A 21,415-nucleotide genomic window follows, 5' to 3' on the forward strand; every position below is an offset into this window, starting at 1 on the left:
AGCCAAGCGCCGCTACTGGTTAGAAGGCATCACCGGGTACCCGTACCCAGCCCTCCATCAGTACGCGAGCGCTGCGGCTCATGATTGCTTTGGTGACAGTCCACTCACCGTTCACCTGGCGGGCTTCAGCACCCACGCGCAGGGTGCCCGAAGGGTGACCGAAACGTACGGCCGTGCGCTCGCCACCACCGGCGGCGAGGTTGACCAGGGTGCCAGGCACTGCCGCGGCAGTACCAATGGCAACCGCAGCGGTGCCCATCATGGCGTGGTGCAGCTTGCCCATGGACAGCGCCCGTACCAATAGATCAACGTCGCCGGCGGCCACGGCTTTACCACTGGATGACTGATAAGCCGCCGCTGGCGCGACAAAGGCGACTTTCGGTGTGTGCTGGCGCTTGGCGGCTTCGTCGATATGCTCGATCAGGCCCATGCGCACCGCGCCATAGGCACGGATGGTTTCGAAACGGGCCAGGGCCTGCGAGTCGCCGTTGATCGCCTCCTGCAGCTCGGTACCGGTGTAGCCGAGGGCCTCGGCCTGGATGAAGATGGTCGGGATGCCGGCATTGATCAGCGTGGCTTTGAGGGTGCCGACACCGGGCACCACCAGGTCATCGACCAGGTTGCCGGTGGGGAACATCGAGCCGCCCTCGCCGTCTTCGTCGGCGGCCGGGTCCATGAATTCGAGCTGCACTTCGGCGGCCGGGAAGGTCACGCCGTCCAGTTCGAAGTCGCCGGTTTCCTGCACTTCACCGTCAGTGATCGGCACGTGGGCAACGATGGTCTTGCCGATATTGGCCTGCCAGATGCGCACCACGGCCACGCCGTTGTGCGGGATGCGGCTGCTGTCGACCAGGCCGGCGCTGATGGCGAACGAACCAACGGCTGCCGAGAGGTTGCCGCAGTTGCCGCTCCAGTCGACGAACGCGGTGTCGATCGAGACCTGGCCGAACAGGTAGTCGACATCATGCTCGGGCTTGATGCTGCGCGAGAGGATCACGGTCTTGCTGGTGCTCGACGTCGCGCCGCCCATGCCGTCGATCTGCTTGCCGTAGGGGTCGGGGCTGCCGATTACCCGCAGCAGCAGCGCGTCGCGGGCCGGGCCCGGGATCTGCGCGCTTTGCGGCAGGTCGTCGAGGCGAAAGAATACGCCCTTGCTGGTGCCGCCACGAATGTAGGTGGCGGGGATTCTGATCTGGGGTACGTGAGCCATGGCTGAGTTGTCCTGTGAGTGCTTTGGGGGAGCTATCGCGGGTCAAGCCCGCTCCCACAGTTCAGTGGGAGCGGGCTTGACCCGCGATGAGGCCCTACCTCAAACCGCGACCGCCGATTCGAGGAAGTCCTGGGCAAAGCGCTGCAGCACCCCGCCCGCTTCGTAGATCGAGACTTCTTCGGCGGTATCCAGGCGGCAGGTCACCGGCACTTCGACACGCTCACCGTTGGCCCGGGTGATGACCAGGGTCAGGGTCGCCCGCGGGGTGCGCTCGCCCAGCACGTCGAAGGTTTCAGTGCCGTCGATGCCCAGGGTCTTGCGGTTGACACCCGGCTTGAACTCCAGCGGCAACACGCCCATGCCCACCAGGTTGGTACGGTGGATACGCTCGAAACCTTCAGCGACGATGGCCTCGACACCGGCCAGGCGCACGCCCTTGGCCGCCCAGTCACGGGACGAGCCCTGGCCGTAGTCGGCACCGGCAACGATGATCAGCGGCTGCTTGCGCTCCATGTAGGTTTCGATCGCTTCCCACATACGGGTGACCTTGCCTTCCGGCTCGAGGCGCGCCAGCGAACCCTGCTTGACCTTGCCGTTTTCCTGGACCATTTCGTTGAACAGTTTCGGGTTGGCGAAGGTTGCGCGCTGGGCAGTCAGGTGGTCGCCCCGGTGGGTGGCGTAGGAGTTGAAGTCTTCCTCCGGCAGGCCCATTTTCGCCAGGTATTCACCGGCGGCGCTGTCGAGCATGATGGCGTTGGACGGCGACAGGTGGTCGGTGGTGATGTTGTCCGGCAGCACCGCCAGCGGGCGCATGCCCTTGAGCGTGCGCTCGCCGGCCAGGGCACCTTCCCAGTACGGCGGGCGGCGGATGTAGGTGCTCATCGGGCGCCAGTCGTACAGCGGGGTGACCTTGGGCCCTGTGTCTTCCTGTACGGCGAACATCGGGATGTACACCTGGCGGAACTGCTCGGGCTTGACCGCGGCCTTGACCACCGCGTCGATCTCTTCGTCGCTTGGCCAGATGTCTTTGAGGCGGATTTCCTTGCCGTCGACCACGCCCAGCACGTCCTTCTCGATGTCGAAACGGATGGTGCCGGCAATCGCGTAGGCCACCACCAGCGGCGGCGACGCCAGGAACGCCTGCTTGGCGTACGGGTGGATACGGCCGTCGAAGTTGCGGTTGCCCGAAAGCACGGCGGTGGCGTACAGGTCGCGGTCGATGATCTCTTGCTGGATGACCGGATCAAGCGCACCGGACATACCGTTGCAGGTGGTGCAGGCAAAGGCGACTATGCCAAAACCGAGCTGCTCCAGCTCGTCATCCAGTCCCGCCTCCTTGAGGTACAGGGCGACGGTTTTCGAGCCCGGTGCCAGCGACGACTTGACCCACGGCTTACGCATCAGGCCCAGCTTGTTGGCGTTGCGCGCAAGCAAACCGGCGGCAATCACGTTGCGCGGGTTGCTGGTGTTGGTGCAGCTGGTGATCGCAGCGATGATCACCGCGCCATCGGGCATTTGCCCCGCTACTTCGTCCCACTGACCGGCGATGCCCTTGCTCGCCAGGTCGCTGGTGGCGACCCGGGCGTGCGGGTTGGACGGCCCGGCCATGTTGCGCACCACGCTGGACAGGTCAAAACGCAGCACCCGCTCGTATTCGGCGTTGGCCAGGCTGTCGGACCAGAGGCCTGCGACCTTGGCGTAGGTTTCCACCAGCTTGACCTGCTGGTCTTCCCGGCCGGTGAGCTTGAGGTAGTCGATGGTCTGCTGGTCGATGGAGAACATTGCCGCGGTGGCGCCGTATTCCGGGGCCATGTTGGAGATGGTCGCGCGGTCGCCCAGGGTCAGGGCGCGAGCACCTTCGCCGTAGAATTCCAGGTAGGCACCCACGACCTTTTCCTTGCGCAGGAATTCGGTCAGGGCCAGTACCACGTCGGTGGCGGTGATGCCCGGCTGCGGCTTGCCCGAAAGCTCGACGCCGACGATCTCCGGCAGGCGCATCCACGAGGCACGGCCGAGCATGACGTTTTCGGCCTCAAGGCCGCCGACGCCGATGGCGATCACGCCCAGGGCATCGACGTGCGGGGTGTGGCTGTCGGTGCCGACGCAGGTGTCCGGGTAGGCCACGCCGCGCTCGGCATGGATCACCGGCGACATTTTCTCCAGGTTGATCTGGTGCATGATGCCGTTGCCTGGCTGAATCACGTCGACGTTCTTGAACGCCTTTTTGGTCCAGTTGATGAAGTGGAAACGGTCTTCGTTGCGGCGGTCTTCAATGGCGCGGTTCTTCTCGAACGCCTGCGGGTCGAAACCACCGCATTCCACTGCCAGGGAGTGGTCGACGATCAGTTGCACCGGCACCACCGGGTTGACCTGGGCCGGGTCACCGCCGCCTTCGGCGATGGCGTCGCGCAGGCCGGCGAGGTCGACCAGCGCGGTCTGGCCAAGAATGTCGTGGCACACCACCCGGGCCGGGAACCAGGGGAAGTCGAGGTCGCGCTTGCGCTCGATCAGCTGGCCCAGCGAAGCATTGAGGCTGGCCGGGTCGCAGCGGCGCACAAGGTTTTCCGCCAGCACCCGCGAGGTATAGGGAAGACGGTCATAGGCGCCGGGCTTGATCGCATCGACAGCCGCGCGGGCGTCGAAATAATCCAGGCCAGTGCCCGGCAGGTTCTTGCGAAATTCACTATTCATGGCACAGGGACTCAATCACGGTAAGGTCGAAAGCCAGCTACAAGCCCCAAGCCACTAGCGGCAAGCAAAGCAGATGAGTGGTGCGTCAGCATTTACTGCCGGGGCACATCCCTGCTGTTACTTGCAGCTTGGCGCTTCAAGCTTGCAGCTCGGCCTAGTCTCAGCGTTGTTCGATTGGCACGAACTTGCGCTGTTCGACGCCGGTGTACTCGGCGCTCGGGCGGATGATGCGGTTGTTGGCACGCTGTTCGAACACATGCGCCGCCCAGCCGGTCAGGCGCGAGCAGACGAAGATCGGGGTGAACAGCTTGGTCGGGATGCCCATGAAGTGGTACGCCGAGGCATGGTAGAAGTCGGCGTTGGGGAACAGTTTCTTCTGCTCCCACATGGTCTTGTCGATGGCTTCGGACACCGGGTACAGCACGGTATCGCCCACCTCGTCCGCCAGCTTCTTCGACCAGCCCTTGATCACTTCGTTACGCGGGTCGGACTCTTTGTAGATGGCATGGCCAAAGCCCATGATCTTGTCCTTGCGCGCGAGCATCTGCAGCAGCTCGGTGACCGCTTCCTGCGGGCTCTGGAAGTGCTCGATCAGCTCCATCGCCGCTTCGTTGGCGCCGCCATGCAACGGGCCGCGCAGCGAGCCGATGGCGGCGGTGACGCAGGAGTACAGGTCGGACAGGGTCGAGGCACAAACCCGCGCGGTGAAGGTCGAGGCGTTGAATTCGTGCTCGGCGTAAAGAATCAGCGAGACGTTCATCACCTTGACGTGCAGCTCGCTCGGCTTCTTGCCGTGCAGCAGGTGCAGGAAGTGGCCGCCGAGGGTGTCTTCGTCGCTGGTGCAGTCGATGCGCACGCCATGGTGGCTGAAGCGGTACCAATAGCACATCACCGCCGGGAACAGCGCCAGCAGGCGATCGGTCTTGTCGTGCTGCTGCGCAAAGGTCAGCTCCTGCTCCAGGGTGCCGAGCACCGAGCAACCGGTACGCATGACATCCATCGGGTGGGCGTTGGCCGGAATGCGCTCAAGCACTTCCTTGAGGGCCTGCGGCAGGTCGCGCAGGGTTTTCAGCTTTTGCTGGTACTCGGCCAGCTGCGCCTTGCTCGGCAGCTCGCCGTACAGCAGCAGGTAGGCGACTTCTTCAAACAGCGCGTGCTCGGCCAGGTCGCGCACGTCGTAACCACGGTAGGTCAGGCCGGCACCGGCCTGGCCCACGGTCGACAGTGCGGTTTGCCCGGCCACTTGACCACGCAGGCCGGCACCGCTGAGTACTTTTGCTTCGGCCATTGTCTTTCTCCACTTTTGAAATTGTTATGGAATCTTGGCTAATCGCGGGGCAAGCCCGCGCCTACAGGTTCGAGCATTCAGCCCTTTTTCTGGGCGAACAGGGCGTCGAGCTTCTGCTCGAACACGTGGTAGTTGATGGCGTCGTACAGCTCCATGCGAGTCTGCATGGTGTCGATGACGTTTTTCTGCGTGCCGTCGCGGCGCAGCGCGGTGTAGACGTTTTCCGCGGCCTTGTTCATGGCGCGGAAGGCCGACAGCGGGTACAGCACCAGCGAGACATCGACCGAGGCCAGCTCTTCGGTGGTGTACAAAGGCGTCGCGCCGAATTCGGTGATGTTGGCGAGGATCGGGGCTTTGACCCGGTCGGCAAAGGTCTTGTACATCGAAAGCTCGGTGATGGCTTCCGGGAAGACCATGTCGGCGCCGGCCTCGATGCAGGCGGCAGCGCGGTCCAGGGCCGCTTCCAGGCCTTCGACGGCCAGGGCGTCGGTACGCGCCATGATCACGAAGCTGTCGTCGGTACGGGCATCAACGGCGGCCTTGATGCGGTCGACCATCTCCTGCTGGGTGACGATCTCCTTGTTCGGGCGGTGGCCGCAGCGCTTGGCGCCGACCTGGTCTTCGATATGAATGGCGGCAGCGCCGAACTTGATCATCGACTTGACCGTACGGGCGACGTTGAACGCCGAGGAGCCAAAACCGGTATCGACGTCGACCAGCAGCGGCAGGTCGCAGACGTCGGTGATGCGCCGTACGTCGGTCAGCACGTCGTCCAGGCCACTGATGCCCAGGTCAGGCAGGCCCAGGGAGCCTGCGGCAACACCGCCACCAGACAGGTAGATGGCCTTGAAACCGGCACGCTGGGCCAGCAGCGCGTGGTTGGCGTTGATCGCACCGACCACCTGCAACGGGTGTTCGGCGGCAACTGCATCGCGAAAGCGCTGGCCGGGACTGCTTTTCTGACTCATGACTCACCTCGTGGGCTGGTAGCGTCCAGATAGTGACGCTCGATGTTGCGTTTGGAGGCGCCGATGTGCCGGCGCATCAAGAGCTCGGCCAGTTCACCGTCACGGTCGGCGATGGCATCGAGAATCCGGTGGTGTTCGGCGAACGCCTGGCGTGGCCGGTTGGGCGTGGCGGAGAACTGGATGCGGTACATGCGCACCAGTTGATACAGCTCGCCGCAGAGCATCTGCACCAGGGTGCGGTTGCCGCTGCCCTGGATGATCCGGTAGTGGAAGTCGAAATCGCCTTCCTGCTGGTAATAGCCCAGGCCGGCCTGGAAGGTGGCGTCGCGCTCGTGGGTGTCGAGCACCCGGCGCAGCTCGTCGATCTCGGCTACGCTCATACGCTCGGCGGCCAGGCGGCAGGCCATGCCTTCGAGGGACTCGCGGATCTCGTACAGCTCGATCAGCTCGGCATGGCTGAGCGACACCACCCGCGCCCCGACATGCGGTACGCGCACCAGCAGGCGCTGGCCTTCCAGGCGGTGGATGGCCTCGCGCAGCGGCCCGCGGCTGATGCCGTAGGTGCGTGCCAGCTCCGGCTCGGAGATCTTGCTGCCGGGGGCGATCTCGCCTTTGACGATGGCCGCCTGGATACGCCGGAAGACGTTTTCCGAGAGGGTTTCGCTGTCGTCTGCCACTGTGCCGGGGGCTTGGGCTGTGTCCAGCATATTGTCGACACCTCATAAATCAATGAGGGCAAAACTAGCTAAATCGGCATGCGGAGTCAAAGACAAAATGAACATTGTCGACAATCGTCTAAGAACGAACTTCAAGGTATCCGCTGTTGTCTGAGTCCAGCCGCTGGCGCCAGCACACCAGCGTGATAGAATGCCGCGCCTCCCGACGGGGCACGAATAGTGTGTCTGTCATCTGTTTATGCAGGTGCCAGGTAAACGAGGAAGCTTGCGCAGTACTGCCAGTGGCCTTGACCCGAACATCGCACAGCACCGCGCCAGGATTTATGAGACTTACGCCCCTCCCCCTGTTGTTCAGCCTCTGTCTGTTGCCGGCCCTGGGCCAGGCTGCGGAAAAGACCGTGTACGGCCTTAATGAATACGCCCGCCTGGCCGATATCGACCTGGAAGTGGCGGCCAAACTCGACACCGGGGCCAAGACCGCCTCGCTCAGTGCCCGCGACATCAAGCGCTTCAAGCGCAATGGTGAGTCATGGGTGCGCTTCTACCTGGCAATTGACGCTGCCCACTCGCATCCGCTAGAACGACCACTGGCCCGCGTCAGCAAGATCAAGCGACGCGCCGGAGATTACGACCCGGACGAAGGCAAGGCCTATACCGCCCGCCCGGTGATTGCCATGAACATCTGCATGGGTACGGCCCTGCGCAGCATCGAAGTGAACCTGACCGACCGCAGCGCGTTCCAGTATCCGCTGCTGATCGGCTCCGAGGCCCTCAAGCACTTCGACGCGCTGGTCGATCCAAGCCTTAAATACGCTGCCGGCAAACCCGCCTGCGCCACTGACGCTCACACCGCAGAGTAATCCTGATGCGCTCTCTTACCCTCCATCTGAAAGTCCTGATTACCGTCCTGGTGCTACTGGGCATCCTGGTCACGGCCTATCAGATCTTCTTTCTCGGCATTCCGGTGACCGAGGACGAAACCGATGACCTGTGGAACATCGACGCCAAGGTCGAGTTCGTCGCCAGCCCCAAGGACCCGGTCAAGGTCCAGATGTTCGTGCCGCCGCTGAGCCGCGACTATGTGAGCCTCAACGAGAGTTTCATCTCCAACAACTACGGCGTCAGCGTCAACCGCGTCGACGGCAACCGCAAGGTGACCTGGTCGGCCCGTCGCGCCAGCGGCAACCAGACCCTCTACTACCGTCTGGTGCTGACCAAGCGCTACAGCACCGAAAAAGCCAAGATCAAAGGCCCGACCTTCCGCGACAGCCTGGCGGTAGAAGGCCCCGAGAAGATCGCCGCCGAAGCCCTGATGGCGCCTATTCGCCAGCACTCGGCCGACGTCGAAACCTTCGTTGGCGAGACCATCAAGCGGGTTAACAACCTCAACGACGACAACGTCAAGCTGCTGCTGGCCGGCGATACCTCGTCGCTGAACAAGGCCAAGGTCATCGACCTGCTGCTGTCGATTGCCCACGTGCCGGTGGAGAAGGTCCACACCATCCGCCTGGTCGCCGACCAGCCGCAAACCCCTGAACTGTGGCTGCGCAGCTTCAACGGCAGCGACTGGCTGTACTTCAACCCGGACACCGGCGAGCAAGGCCTGCCGGCCGACCGCCTGCTGTGGTGGACCGGTGACGACAACCTGATCACCGTCGATGGCGGCAAGAAAGCCAACGTCAGCTTCAGCCTCAACAACAGCGAAATGAACGCCATTCGCCTGGCCAAGCTGACCGACGAGAACACCGACGCCGACTTCCTCGAGTACTCGCTGTACGGCCTGCCGCTGCAGACCCAGCAGACCTTCATGATCATGGTGATGATCCCGATCGGCGTGCTGGTGATCCTGGTGCTGCGCAACCTGATCGGCATCCAGACTTTGGGTACCTTCACCCCGGTGCTGATCGCCCTGGCCTTCCGCGAAACCCAGCTGGGCTTTGGCATCATCCTGTTCACGGTGATTACCGCGCTCGGGCTGTCGCTACGCTCCTACCTTGAACACCTTAAGTTGCAGATGCTGCCGCGCCTGTCGGTGGTGCTGACCTTCGTCGTGGTATTGATCGCCGCCATCAGCCTGTTCAGCCACAAGCTGGGCCTGGAGCGCGGCCTGTCGGTCGCGCTGTTCCCGATGGTGATCCTGACCATGACCATCGAACGCCTGTCGATCACCTGGGAAGAACGCGGCGGCGGCCATGCCATGAAAGTGGCGATCGGCACCCTGTTCGCTGCCTCCCTGGCGCATCTGCTGATGAGCGTGCCGGAGCTGGTGTACTTCGTCTTCACCTTCCCGGCGGTACTGCTGATTCTGGTGGGCTTCATGCTGGCGATGGGTCGCTACCGCGGCTACCGCCTGACGGAGCTGGTGCGTTTCAAGGCTTTCGTGAAGGCTGACGCCTGATGTTCGGTCTCTGGAAAACCTGGAAAGCCCTGGAGGCCCGGGGCATCATGGGTATCAACCGGCGCAATGCGGACTACGTCCTCAAGTACAACAAGCGCCATTTGTACCCGATCGTCGACGACAAGATCATCACCAAGGAGCGTGCGATCCAGGCCGGCATCCATGTGCCGGAAATGTACGGGATCATCTCCACCGAGAAAGAGATCGACAAGCTCGGCGAGATCATCGGCGGGCGCAGCGACTTCGTCGTCAAGCCTGCCCAGGGTGCCGGCGGCGACGGCATCCTGGTGGTTGCCGATCGCTTCGAAGACCGTTACCGCACGGTCTCGGGCAAGATCATCAGCCACGAGGAAATCGAGCACCAGATCTCCAGCATCCTCACCGGCCTGTACTCCCTGGGCGGTCACCGCGACCGCGCCTTGATCGAGTACCGCGTTACCCCCGACCAGATCTTCAAGAGCATCAGCTACGAAGGCGTGCCGGACATCCGTATCATCGTGCTGATGGGCTACCCGGTGATGGCCATGCTGCGTTTGCCCACCCGCCAGTCCGGCGGCAAGGCCAACCTGCACCAGGGCGCCATCGGCGTCGGCGTCGACCTGGCCACCGGCGTGACCCTGCGCGGTACCTGGCTGAACAACATCATCAGCAAGCACCCGGACACCACCAACGCGGTGGACGGCGTGCAACTGCCGAACTGGGACGGCTTCATGAAGCTTGCCGCCGGCTGTTACGAGTTGTGCGGCCTGGGCTACATCGGTGTCGACATGGTGCTGGACCAGGACAAGGGCCCGTTGATCCTCGAACTCAACGCCCGCCCCGGCCTGAACATCCAGATCGCCAACGACTGCGGCCTGACCCTGCGTACCCACGCGGTGGAAGCGCACCTGGAGCAACTGGCCAAAGACGGCCGCCAGGAAAGCCCCGAAGAACGCGTACGCTTCGCCCAGGAGCTGTTCGGCCACGTGCCGAGCTGAGTCCACATCCTGTGCGCGCCAGCCTGCCCGGCTGGCGCGCCCTGGTGCCTCTATGTCGTAGTCAGCGCTAGGAGCATTTCCTACAGAGGACTACAATCGCCTCCCCGCATTCATAGCTGTTACTTGCATGCCGACCTGTACGCTCCACCCCCTGCCCTACCAGGCCGACCCTGCGGCCTACTTCGCGCGTATTCGCCAGGCGCCCGGCGCCGTGTTGCTCGACAGCGCCCGGCCAAGCGCCGAGCGCGGCCGCTTTGACCTGCTCAGCGCCTGGCCGCTGCAAACCCTCGCGCCCGCGATGGATGAACGTGGTAGCGCCTACCTGCAACGGCTGCGTGAAAGCCTGGCGCAACTGGGCCAGGCGCAGGTACCGGATGGCATCGAGTTGCCGTTTGCCGGCGGCCTGATCGGTTACCTGAGCTACGACTTTGGCCGGCGCCTGGAGCAACTGCCAAGCATCGCTGTCGATGACCTGGGCCTGGCCGATGCCAGCCTTGGCCTGTATGCCTGGGCACTGATCAGCGATCACCGCCTGCACAGTAGCCAGCTGCTGTTTCACCCGAGCCTGGCAGCGGCCGAACGTCAGCGCCTGATTGAACTGTTCGAGGCGCCACCCGCTATCGATACCGCCAGCTTCGCCCTGCAAGCACCGATGCGCGGCGATATCAGCGCACACAGCTACCACCAGGCCTTCGACCGCGTGCAGCAGTACATTCATGCCGGCGACTGCTACCAGATCAACCTCACCCAACGCTTTCGCGCGCCCTGCCAGGGCGACCCCTGGCACGCCTACCAGGCCCTGCGCCAGGCCTGCCCGACGCCGTATTCGGGGTTCCAGTTGCTGGCCGACGGCAGCGCGCTGCTGAGCTTCTCGCCGGAGCGTTTCATCCAGGTCAGCAATGGCCAGGTCGAAACCCGCCCGATCAAGGGCACCCGCCCGCGCAGCAGCGATGCCGACGAAGATGCGCGCAACGCCGCCGAACTGCTGGGCAGCAGCAAGGATCGCGCAGAGAACCTGATGATCGTCGACCTGTTGCGCAACGACCTCGGGCGCACCTGCGAGATCGGTTCGGTGAAGGTCCCGGAGCTGTTCAGCCTGGAAAGCTACCCCAACGTCCATCACCTGGTCAGCAGCGTCACCGGGCGCCTGGCGGCCGGCAAGGATGCCCTGGACCTTATCGCTGACAGCTTCCCCGGCGGCTCGATCACCGGCGCACCGAAAATCCGCGCCATGCAGATCATCGACGAGCTGGAACCCAGCCGTCGGGCGCTGTACTGCGGGTCGTTGCTGTATGTGGATGTGCGCGGCGAGATGGACAGCTCGATCGCCATCCGCAGCCTGCTGGTCAAGGACGGTCAGGTGTGCTGCTGGGGGGGTGGCGCAGTGGTGGCGGATTCGGACTGGCAGGCGGAGTACGAAGAGTCGATCACCAAGGTCAAGGTGTTGCTCGAGACCTTGCAAAGTCTCTAAAAGCATCGCTGGCAAGCCAGCTCCCACAGGTTGGGTGGTGAACCTGTGGGAGCTGGCTTGCCAGCGATGAGGCACCTACAGGCTCAACGACCGCTTCGAAGCCTTGATGAATTCCTGCTTCAACGCCGCAAAATCATGCACCGCCGGGAACTGCGGAAACTCGCGAATGACGTTGTCCGGCGCATGGAACAGAATCCCTGCATCTGCCTCGCCGAGCATGGTGGTGTCGTTGTATGAATCACCTGCGGCAATCACCCGGTAGTACAGGCTCTTGAAGGCCAGCACCGACTGGCGCTTGGGGTCTTTCTGGCGCAGCTGGTAGCCGGTCACCCGGTCGTTTTCGTCGGTGATCAACCGATGGCAGAGCAGCGTCGGGAAGCCCAGCTGGCGCATCAGAGGCTGGGAGAACTCGTAGAAAGTGTCGGAAAGAATCACCACCTGGAAACGCTCACACAGCCAGTCGACGAACTCGATGGCGCCGTCCAGTGGTTTGAGCGTGGCGATCACCGCCTGGATATCGGAAAGCTTCAGGCCGTGCTCATCGAGAATGCGCAGGCGCTGTTTCATCAGCACGTCGTAATCGGGAATGTCACGGGTGGTGGCCCGCAGCGATTCGATTCCGGTTTTTTCCGCGAAGGCGATCCAGATTTCCGGGACCAATACGCCTTCCAGGTCGAGACAGGCAATTTCCACAGCACACTCCTCGAACAACGCCAAAAATGGGAAGCCGCACTCTACATGCGCGGCGTCTACCCGGGCAATTTTTGTTAAGATCAGGGCATTACGAGCGCCAAGCGCCATTCAATGACCGGAAGCCGCCTGATGAGCCAACCCTTCGACGTCGCCGCCCTGGCCGCGACCTACGCCAACAAGTCGCCGCAAGACATCCTCAAGCTGGCCTTCGAGCACTTCGGCGATGACCTGTGGATTTCCTTCAGCGGCGCCGAGGACGTGGTGCTGGTGGACATGGCCTGGAAGCTCAACAAGAACCTCAAGGTGTTCAGCCTGGATACCGGCCGCCTGCACCCGGAAACCTACCGTTTCATCGACCAGGTGCGCGAACAGTACAAGCTGCCGATCGAGATCCTCTCCCCCGATCACAGCAAGCTCGAGCCCTTCGTCAAGGAAAAAGGCCTGTTCAGCTTCTACAAGGACGGCCATGGCGAGTGCTGCGGCATCCGCAAGATCGAGCCGCTGCGGCGCAAACTGAGCACTGTCAGCGCCTGGGCCACCGGCCAGCGCCGCGACCAGAGCCCGGGCACCCGCAGCCAGGTGGCGGCGCTGGAAATCGACAGCGCCTTCTCGAGCCCCGAGCACACCCTGTACAAGTTCAACCCGCTGGCACAGATGAGCAGCGAGGAAGTCTGGGGTTACATCCGCATGCTCGAGCTGCCGTACAACAGCCTGCACGAGCGCGGCTTCATCAGTATCGGCTGCGAGCCCTGCACCCGCCCGGTGCTGCCGAACCAGCACGAGCGCGAAGGCCGCTGGTGGTGGGAAGAGTCGACCCAGAAGGAATGCGGGCTGCACGCCGGCAACCTGATCACCAAGGGTTGACTTCCTCGCGCTGGCAATAGCGCTCCAGGTGCTGCTCAAGGTCGATAATCGCCTGGCGCAGCATCTGCACCAGCTGGCTGATGCGGTGGGCCGGCGCCTGTGTACTGCAGGCCTGTTCCAGCTGTACACAAACTGCCAACACCTCATGAGCACGGATCATCCGCGCCCCGCCCTTGAGCCGATGCACCAGGTCGGCCAACGCCACCCGATCCTTACCATCGTGCAACCGGTCCAGACCGCGCAGGTCCTGGCGATTGCTGCTGACCAGATCGCCGAGCAGGGCCCGGACCTTGTCCTGATCACCGGCGGCCAGCACCAGCAGGCTGGAGATGTCCATGCCCGGTAGCACCGGCGCTGCCTGGGCCACCACCGGCGCCGCGACACGGCCCGTCAGGCCCTCCAGCGCCTGCTGCAGATCGTCGATGCTCAAGGGCTTGAACAGGCAGGCATTCATTCCCGCCGCCAGGCAGCGGGCACGTTCCGACGCCTGGGCATTGGCGGTCACCGCCAGCACCCGGCAAGCCTCGCGGCCGGCGCGCCGCTCATGCTCGCGAATCGCCCTGGCCAGCCGATAGCCATCGAAGATCGGCATGTTGCAGTCGGCGATGACCACATCGAACGACTCGCGCAGCCAGCAGCGTAAACCCTCGCCACCGTGTTCGCAGACCCGCACGCGATGGCCCAGGTAACCGAGCTGGTGCATGAGCAGGATGCGATTGGCCGGGTAGTCATCCACCACCAGCACCTTCAGCGGCTTGCTCAGGCCTGCGCTCTCCCGGCGCCGGCCCGGAGCGTCGCTGGACGCCGCCGGTGGCAGGCAGGCCAGGTTCAACTGCACCTCGACACGGGTACCGACACCGATACTGCTGTCCAGCTGCATACGCCCGCCCATCAGCTCGCACAGCATCCGGCAGATGCTCAGCCCCAGCCCGGCACCATTGCGCCCGGCCTGGCGGTTGTTGCTGGCCTGGCAATAGGGCGTACCCAGGCGTGACAAATCGGCCATGGGAATGCCGACGCCGGTATCTTCCACCACCAGGCTCACCTCCACGCGGCGCAACCGGCGCTGGGTGTGCAGGCGCACACGCACCGAGCCTTCACGGGTGAACTTGATGGCATTGCTGATCAGGTTGGAGAGAACCTGCTTGAAGCGCAGGGCGTCGAGCAGCACGTCGCTGTCCAGGGCGCCGGTAACCTCCAGGTGCAGGCGCAGGCCCTTGCCCAGGGCTTGCTGTTCAAACATGCGCACCACCCCTTCGACCTGCTGGCGCAGCTGGGTGCGGCGCGGTTCAAGGAGCAAATGGCCGGATTCGATGCGGGTGACATCCAGCACATCGCCGAGCAGTTCAAGCAGGCCACGCGCCGAGCTTGAGGCCACCTCGATAGCCAGCCGGTCGAGCACACCCTGATCGGCCTTTTCCTGGGCCAGTTCGAGCATGCCCAACAGGGCGTTCATCGGCGTGCGGATCTCGTGGCTCATGGTCGCCAGAAACGTCGTCTTGGCCTGGTTGGCCGCCTCTGCCTGTTCCTTGGCCGCTTGCAGTTCAGCATACATCTCGGTCAGGGCACGCTCGGCCCGCTCGCACTTGCGGATTGACTGGCGCAAGTAGTGAATCCACACCAGCGCCAGCGCCAGCAAGCTGCCGACCACGGCACAAGCCTGGGCAATCAGGCGCCCGTTTTCGTGCCAGAAACTGTCGACAATCGCCAGCGTGGGGTGTTGCGCCACCACCGCATGCGCTTGCGCCTCAAAGGCGTGCAGGCCGCGGATGGCATCCGGCCAGATGCCTGGCGCTACCTCTTCGGCCCCGGCCACTGTGGCCAGGCACTGCAGTACCAGCAACACCAGCGCCTGCAGCAAGCGAGCATGCACACAATTGGGCAACCTAAATGAGCAGGTTGCGCTTGGCGACATCCGCCAGGTCCACCAATGATTTGACCCTCAATTTCTCGATCAGACGGGTTTTGTACGTGCTGATGGTCTTGTTGCTCAACAGCATCACATCGCCGATGGCCTTGTTGCTCAGGCCGCGGGCCAGTTGCTGCAGCACCAGCAGTTCACGGTTGGTCAGGCTGGCGATGCACTCGGCCTCCGAGGCGCGCACATCGACCCTGCTCACCGAGCTCAAGGCGACTTCAGGGAAGTAGGTGTAGCCGGACATGACCGCATGCACGGCCTTGCTCAGCTCGCATAAATCGTCGGTTTTCGATACATAGCCGACCGCGCCGGCCTTCATGCAGCGCAAGGAAAAATACTCAGCCTGCTGGGAGGTCAGGATCAGAATTTTCAGCGCAAGCTTCATCGCCTTGACCCGGGCAATCACCTCCAGGCCGTCCAGGCCCGGAATGCTGATATCGAGGATCATCAGGTCCGGGCTCAACTCACGGGCCAGGCGCACGGCATCGACGCCGTTGTCGGTCTGGCCGACCACATTGAAGCGCTCGCTGACCAGCAGCAGGTTGACGCTGGAGCGAATAAACGGGTGATCGTCCACGATCAGAACACTACTCATACCTTTCCTCATGCCACGATATTGGCGGGCTCCGGTTCAGCCCTTGAAGGCAATTTCGCGGCGCTGCTCGCCCTCGACCAGTTCAAAGCGGTAATGGCGTCCGGGCTTTTTTTCAAACACGCGAGTGTTGCCTGGCAGCACATGGTGCTTGGTCGCCGGGGCGCAGTCCTTGTTGCCGGCGGCGCAATCATTGAAATGATCGAGGACGATGGTGGTGTTGCCCTTGTTGGGAATCAGAAAGCGCCCGGCCTCATGCTCGACCTCGACCTGATAGCGGCTGGCCTGGGGCCGCACGAACAGGATCGAGCCGTAGCCGGCCAAAATGTTGACCCCGACCTTGAGGGCGTTTTCATAACGCTCGGCTTCATCTTCGGTCACGGCAAAACCGTCGTTGACCTCCGGCAGCACCGGGATGAAACGCAGCCTGAAGTAACGCTCGTGCTCACGCTCGCCGCGATACAGCAGGCGCACCGCCTGCATGCCATTGGCGGGGATGATCAACCGCGCAGGGCTCACCACCAGGCCACGCTGCAACGCCTCGCGGCCGTCCATCTCGACTTCGCGGGCCTGGCCCTGCTCATCGTAGACCAGCTCGGCGACGCTGACCTTGACGAAGGCGGTGGTGTCGCCGCCATTGCGCACCCGCTTGAGCAACGTGCTCTTTTCACCGTCGAGGTAATCGTAGAAGGTCCCGATGTTGAGCTCGGGCCCGGCGAGCGCAGCGCTCGCCACCAGTATCCATAGCAGCGGTACCGCCAGTAATCCTTTCATGTCGTTTAGCTCCCAGCTCAACTGGCTAATTAATATCATTCTCATGCACCCGGGCTGTCCGGGCAACCGGCATGGGTTGTAGGAAATTTCCTTATCTGACAGCGAAATCTCCAATTATCTCGTTCAGGGGTTGCTTATAGCGCAGCATCCAGCACCAGTGTCACATCGCCCTGGAAGGTCTCGCCCGGGTACCCGAGCATCGAGGCGGTATCGGCCTGGGACACTTCGAACAGCAAGCGCGCCTGACGGTCGAGCGTGGCCTCGACGGTATCGATGCGCAGCGCCGCCGGAGCGCCAACCGGCACCACCAGATTGTCCACCGGCGCCCCCTGATGCTTCATGCTTGACGGCAGGGTCAGGGCGACTTTCAGCGGAACCTGATGGCCATCGCGGCCGCGAATGCCACAGCGTCCGCCCAGGTCGTATTCGCAGCGGGTGTGCACGCTGATCGCACCGGTGGTCCAGATCTGGAATGGCAGCACCCGGTACAGGCGCTGAGGTGGCGTGCCGCGATTGATCCAGCTTGCCCAGCCACCGGGCGGTTCGAGTACTGCGCGTTCGGAGCCAGGCGGAAACTCGAGCTTCAAGGGGTGTTTGACGGTGAATTCGAAATTCAGCGTCAACATATCGGTGCTGACATTAGTGACTCGGTTACCCAGGTCGAAGTCCGCCCCGTTGCCACCGACGCTCAACTGTAACTGGGCCCGGTAGACGCCATTTTTCAACGAAAGTGGCGACGGCAACAGCAGCTCAAATCCCAGGCCCGTTACGGTGCTGTCGACGCTTACAACGGACCCGGCACTGCCGCTCCGTCCGGTCATGTAGCAACCACCAGGCACCAGCATATCGACCCGACCCAAATACTGGGTAACGGCTTGATGATCAGTAGTAGCCGCAGGTACGCACACTCCCTGACTTGGTCCGACCAGGACCGTAAAGCCCGGCTGAATCCGCAAACCTAAATGCGTAGGCCTGAACCGGGCTGAAAAAGACTCTCCTTTCTCATTGACCAGATTCAGGGTTCTGGTAGCCGGCAGCTGGAAGAAGTAGCCATCACGAGGATCCGGTGCACGATGGATGAACGCCGTAGAGAATCTCAGTGGCAAAGCGACTGTGTATCGATACTCGCTGCCGCTGCAAGTCACAAACCCCGAGCAGAACTCTGCCCGCGGCGTGGTATTGACGAAACCAGTGGGCGGCCTGCCTGAAAGACCTGGTATGTATTCGGCAGTAATGTCCACCACGCTGGCCTGGGCAACACCCGTGAAAGGTTCCGGACAGAACGCTGCGAACACCGAAAAGAGTGCCCCAAGGGTTGCGCACCGTGGTTGTTTCAGCCATCGCATCAAGCGTCCTCCTTCGATTGTTTCAGCTCAGCCCTGGCCACATTGGCCCCGGCGCAGGTCAGGTCGCCGACCAGCAGAATGTCGTTCTCGCGGGTGTACGTACCCTGATCGAAGCTGAACAGGCACAAGGCATCGGCGCCCCGGCGAATTTCCAGGGTCGGCGTCGATTCGCTCATCTCGATGGCGAAGAAACCATCCGCCTCGCTCACGCTACGGCTGGCGTGGTTGATTACCAGCGCGCCCCGCAACGGCTGGCCCTTGGCATCGACCAGGCGGCCGATCACGGTGACGGTCTGCATCACGCGAATCTGGTGATAGTCGACCCCGCCGCGGTTGAGGTGGTACGCCACCGTCGCGGGCTGGATGACAGCGGCATGGGCATCCCTGCCTTCGAAATCGAAATGCACCTGGCCGGCCTTGTAGGCGCTGACCGGAATGACATTGCGCCCCGGGCGCAGCACGGCGCTGTGGCCGTGATGGTCGTCGGCGCGCATGCGCAAGCCCTGCAGGTCCGACTCGACATCGACAATCAGGCCGGCCTCGTGGGGCAGGTACTGCCCGGACATCGCCACCTGGCCGGCGCCGATCGCCAGCACGCTGTCGAGGTTCAAACCGGCGGTCAGTTCACCGTTATAGGACGAGCTCTGGGCATAGGCATCGCCGTGCAGCAGCGGGCTCTCGAACAGGGCGCTGCCGCCAAAGCCGGTGCCGTAGCGGTCCAGCGAAACGGTGCCGGCCAGGCTCTGCAGTGCGCCGTAGTCGACATCTTGCTGATAGGTCAGCGAAGCGTTCTGATCGCGCCCGCCGTCGCGGGACGTGCGGCTGCCCAGGGTTGCCGAAATCCTGCGGCCCGGCCCGCCTAGGCTCATGCTCATGCTCAAGGTCACGCCGCGGTTGCGCGCATCACCCGAGCTGCTGGTGCCAGGGCGATCGAACACCGACAGCCGCCAGTGGGTATCGGAGTCCAGCAGCTTGCCAAAATAGCCCCAGCCGACATCGAAGCCGGTGCCGTTTGCACCGGTACCGCTGCTATGGGAAACCCGTACGGTAGCGGTACTGTGGCGATCGACCCGGTGGTTCAGCGACAGAGCGCTCTGGCGCACCTCGCGCACGCTGAAGTCGCGCTGCGCACCAGGCTGATCGTCTTCGAACCTGCGGCTGTCCAGCCATGAGCGGCTCTGACTGAACACCAGCGAGCCCGATGCATAGTTGTAGATGCCTTGCAGGTCGTAGCCGTTACCCTGATCTTCGGTGTGAAAAACGCTGCCATAGAGCTTGAACGGATCGAGCACATCCCAGTCCAGCGAGCTGCCGTACTGCATGAGTTCATCGATGCGCTGGGCCGAGAGCCCGAGCACTGCCCGCGGGTGTAACAGGTAATTGGTAAATACCCCGGCGCTCAGGCTGTTGTCATAGTCCTTGTCCCAATTGCTCCACAAGGTGCTCTGCTGCCCGACATAAACGTTGTAGCGCCAGGGCGACTCGGCGTTGTTCCAGTTCGAGGGTTTGTAGATGAAGGCCTCGCTGCGCGAGGTTTCCTGGTTGTCTTCAATCAGGCGAACTTCTACTTCATAAATGCCTCCCGGCAGCACCCGGGTATCCAGCGCCTGCAAACCGGCTTGCACCGCCTGGCTGTTGATCAGCACACCATCACGGTAGATTTCGGCGATAGCCGACCGGTTCGGGGTGACATAGATGGGCGTGGCGCTGGCCTGGCCATTATTGACCGCCAGGCTGTCGCTGCTGCCGAGCATCAGGCCGCGGGTGGTATCGGGCAGGTTGCCGAGCAGGCGCGGCTGGCGGGTCAGGCCCTGGGCGCCCGGGGTAAAGTAGCCCAGGCGAAAGAAATGCTGGTCGTGCACACGCTCGGCATAGAGCTGGTCGACACGGTGCCGGGTTTGCTCGGCGTAGTCGCTGTTGCGGTCGAACTGCGCCTCGCCAACGGCAGTCCAGTTGCCGACGCTGCCCTGCCCCTGCACGGCATAACGCCCGGTGGTTTCCAGGTCGCCACCGACCAGGTTCAACTGGTTGCGCAACAGCAAGCCGTGGCTGCCGCGTTCCGGCAAGGCGTGGTAAAGCGCCGGCTGGTCGCTGCGCTCCGCCGCCGTGGTGAGGATCGACAACTGTGAATTGACCAGGCTGTAGTGCAAGGCCACCAGCCCCAGCGGGCAACTGGACAGGCAGTTGCCCAGCAACCTCGGCTCCTGCAACTGTTCGCGCCAGCGTGAACGCTCGCTGTCGGCGGCGTTGCTCTCAAAGGTGTCGGTAAAGTCGAGCAGTTGCACCTGCTCATCGCGCGACAGCACCACCAGCGCATCGCCCAGGTAGCGACCATCGAGGTCGACGCGAACCGCCAGGGGCACATCAAAGAAATGTTCGCCGAACTCTTGCGGCAAGCCTTGCGCCTGGCTCAACACCCCCAAGGGCCCGGCCGCCCCCCGGGCATCGGCCCAGGCACAGGCAGAACTGCAGAGCACAACACACCCCAGGGCCAGTCGAATGGATACAGCGAGAGACAAGTAGTTGGCCATGACCATTTTTTCACAGGCAATACTCACCCCGTACTCATTCGAACGAAGGAGCAACGGGGTGAATAGAAGGGGACGGAAAAACGCCGGCTGGCGACTTACGGCGAAACGGTCTCGAACAGCATGTTGACGATGCCCTGGTAGTTGCCTGGCACGTAGCCGCCCGCACCGGCCGACTGCGCGGCCACATCAAAGGCCACCAGGGTGCCCGCCGCCGCGGCGGCTGCCGGCACTACCGGCACCGAGGTGGTGGTCAGGCCGGTGCCGTTGACCGCGACATCCAGACCGATGCTGTTGGCGCCGCTGTTGATCACTGCCGGGCTGAGCAGACGGGCGGAAATCGCCCCGGTGGTGCTCTTGACCTGCAATTGCTTGCGGATCGGCTCAAGCGATTCGCGCAGGGCGTTCCAGGCCATGTTCTGCGGTTCGTTCATCCAGTTGCCGCCCACCGGCTCGACATAAAAGTTCTCGGTCGGGACGGTGGCGGTTACGGTGACTTGTTTCTCCAGTGGGTCGGCGGCAAAGACATTACCAACGGCCAGCAAGGCGAGCGGCAGGGCCAGAAAAGTGCGCTTCATGAATTGATCTCCTCGAATTGACCTGTGCAATCGTCACAGGCGACGTGCCAACGGCGAATGCCGCACCGCACAGGGCGGTTGGCGAGGAGGATTATTCGGCAGATATCCGACGCAAAAAGTCGGACCACTCCCAGCAGGATTGGGAAATTTCCCAAAGAGCGTTAGCGTTCAATCGCACAAAAAAAGGTTCTTCACGGAATCCCGGGGGCTATGATTCTTGGGTTGGGTTGCGGGCTTATCCATTCGGTGTGGCGCCGCTGTTGGCCCCTTCCGCCCTTACGGCGGGTCCCTTTTGTTCTTGGCAAAAGGAACCAAAACCGCTCGCTCCAGCATACGGCCCTACGCTCCGCTCCGGGTTCCTTCGCTACGGTGCCTTCCAGGGGCATCGCGGCCTACGACTTGCTACGCCAAGTCTACATCTCGCGACTTCGGCTCAGGCCGA

17 protein-coding genes are annotated in these 21,415 nt (G+C 63.0%); 5 read left to right on the forward strand and 12 right to left on the reverse strand.

Annotated features, from left to right (window positions below):
* Positions 1-19: 19 nt before the first annotated feature.
* From prpF to ACIOVF_RS03475, 5 genes are all read right to left on the reverse strand, one after another.
* Positions 20-1,210: a 2-methylaconitate cis-trans isomerase PrpF gene (prpF, locus tag ACIOVF_RS03455; protein WP_401287526.1), complete on the reverse strand. Its 1,191-nt coding sequence runs from the start codon at positions 1,208-1,210 to the stop codon at positions 20-22.
* Positions 1,211-1,309: 99 nt separating this feature from the next.
* Positions 1,310-3,901 (reverse strand): Fe/S-dependent 2-methylisocitrate dehydratase AcnD, encoded by a 2,592-nt coding sequence (gene acnD / locus ACIOVF_RS03460; RefSeq protein ID WP_401287529.1) that lies wholly within the window; start codon positions 3,899-3,901, stop codon positions 1,310-1,312.
* Positions 3,902-4,061: 160 nt separating this feature from the next.
* Positions 4,062-5,189, reverse strand: coding sequence for a 2-methylcitrate synthase (gene prpC, locus ACIOVF_RS03465; RefSeq protein WP_401287532.1), 1,128 nt, complete (start codon positions 5,187-5,189; stop codon positions 4,062-4,064).
* Positions 5,190-5,266: 77 nt separating this feature from the next.
* Positions 5,267-6,157: a methylisocitrate lyase gene (gene prpB / locus ACIOVF_RS03470; protein ID WP_045194726.1), complete on the reverse strand. Its 891-nt coding sequence runs from the start codon at positions 6,155-6,157 to the stop codon at positions 5,267-5,269.
* Positions 6,154-6,864 (reverse strand): GntR family transcriptional regulator, encoded by a 711-nt coding sequence (locus ACIOVF_RS03475; protein ID WP_045194728.1) that lies wholly within the window; start codon positions 6,862-6,864, stop codon positions 6,154-6,156. Before ACIOVF_RS03475 ends, prpB begins: the two co-directional genes overlap by 4 nt.
* Before the next feature lie 293 nt (positions 6,865-7,157).
* Between ACIOVF_RS03475 and ACIOVF_RS03480 the strand changes: the two genes are divergently transcribed.
* The 4 genes from ACIOVF_RS03480 to pabB all read left to right on the forward strand — a co-directional run bounded on the left by ACIOVF_RS03480 (position 7,158) and on the right by pabB (position 11,680).
* Positions 7,158-7,694, forward strand: a complete 537-nt coding sequence (locus ACIOVF_RS03480; RefSeq protein WP_401287535.1) for an ATP-dependent zinc protease — start codon at positions 7,158-7,160, stop codon at positions 7,692-7,694.
* A gap of 5 nt (positions 7,695-7,699) precedes the next feature.
* Positions 7,700-9,232, forward strand: coding sequence for an inactive transglutaminase family protein (locus tag ACIOVF_RS03485; RefSeq protein WP_045194736.1), 1,533 nt, complete (start codon positions 7,700-7,702; stop codon positions 9,230-9,232).
* A complete protein-coding gene (locus ACIOVF_RS03490; RefSeq protein ID WP_045194737.1) occupies positions 9,232-10,209 on the forward strand; it encodes an alpha-L-glutamate ligase-like protein in 978 nt (325 codons plus the stop codon). The genes ACIOVF_RS03485 and ACIOVF_RS03490 overlap by 1 nt, the downstream gene beginning before the upstream one ends.
* Before the next feature lie 127 nt (positions 10,210-10,336).
* Positions 10,337-11,680, forward strand: coding sequence for an aminodeoxychorismate synthase component I (pabB, locus tag ACIOVF_RS03495; protein ID WP_401287538.1), 1,344 nt, complete (start codon positions 10,337-10,339; stop codon positions 11,678-11,680).
* Between the two features lie 75 nt (positions 11,681-11,755).
* Here the strand turns inward: pabB and thrH are convergent, their stop codons facing one another.
* Positions 11,756-12,373 (reverse strand): bifunctional phosphoserine phosphatase/homoserine phosphotransferase ThrH, encoded by a 618-nt coding sequence (thrH, locus tag ACIOVF_RS03500; protein ID WP_401287541.1) that lies wholly within the window; start codon positions 12,371-12,373, stop codon positions 11,756-11,758.
* A 129-nt stretch (positions 12,374-12,502) separates the two neighbouring features.
* Here thrH and ACIOVF_RS03505 point away from each other — a divergent pair, with 129 nt between their 5' ends.
* Positions 12,503-13,237, forward strand: a complete 735-nt coding sequence (locus ACIOVF_RS03505) for a phosphoadenylyl-sulfate reductase (protein WP_401287544.1) — start codon at positions 12,503-12,505, stop codon at positions 13,235-13,237.
* Here the strand turns inward: ACIOVF_RS03505 and ACIOVF_RS03510 are convergent.
* From ACIOVF_RS03510 to ACIOVF_RS03535, 6 genes are all read right to left on the reverse strand, one after another.
* On the reverse strand, positions 13,224-15,110 hold the full coding sequence (locus tag ACIOVF_RS03510) for an ATP-binding protein (RefSeq protein ID WP_401287547.1): 1,887 nt from the start codon (positions 15,108-15,110) through the stop codon (positions 13,224-13,226). The two genes, ACIOVF_RS03505 and ACIOVF_RS03510, sit on opposite strands and share 14 nt — an antisense overlap.
* A gap of 13 nt (positions 15,111-15,123) precedes the next feature.
* On the reverse strand, positions 15,124-15,750 hold the full coding sequence (locus ACIOVF_RS03515; protein WP_045194741.1) for a response regulator transcription factor: 627 nt from the start codon (positions 15,748-15,750) through the stop codon (positions 15,124-15,126).
* A 36-nt stretch (positions 15,751-15,786) separates the two neighbouring features.
* On the reverse strand, positions 15,787-16,521 hold the full coding sequence (locus ACIOVF_RS03520; protein WP_045194742.1) for a pilus assembly protein: 735 nt from the start codon (positions 16,519-16,521) through the stop codon (positions 15,787-15,789).
* Positions 16,522-16,655: 134 nt separating this feature from the next.
* Complete coding sequence (locus ACIOVF_RS03525; protein ID WP_401287550.1) at positions 16,656-17,342, reverse strand: hypothetical protein; 687 nt, start codon at positions 17,340-17,342, stop codon at positions 16,656-16,658.
* A gap of 524 nt (positions 17,343-17,866) precedes the next feature.
* On the reverse strand, positions 17,867-20,425 hold the full coding sequence (locus ACIOVF_RS03530) for a CS1-pili formation C-terminal domain-containing protein (protein WP_401287553.1): 2,559 nt from the start codon (positions 20,423-20,425) through the stop codon (positions 17,867-17,869).
* Between the two features lie 68 nt (positions 20,426-20,493).
* The gene (locus tag ACIOVF_RS03535) at positions 20,494-20,973 is read right to left on the reverse strand and encodes a CS1 type fimbrial major subunit (protein ID WP_045194743.1); all 480 of its coding nucleotides are present in this window, start codon (positions 20,971-20,973) and stop codon (positions 20,494-20,496) included.
* Between the last annotated feature and the right edge of the window lie 442 nt (positions 20,974-21,415).

This window comes from Pseudomonas sp. NPDC087612, from assembly GCF_044743505.1.
GTDB lineage: Bacteria > Pseudomonadota > Gammaproteobacteria > Pseudomonadales > Pseudomonadaceae > Aquipseudomonas.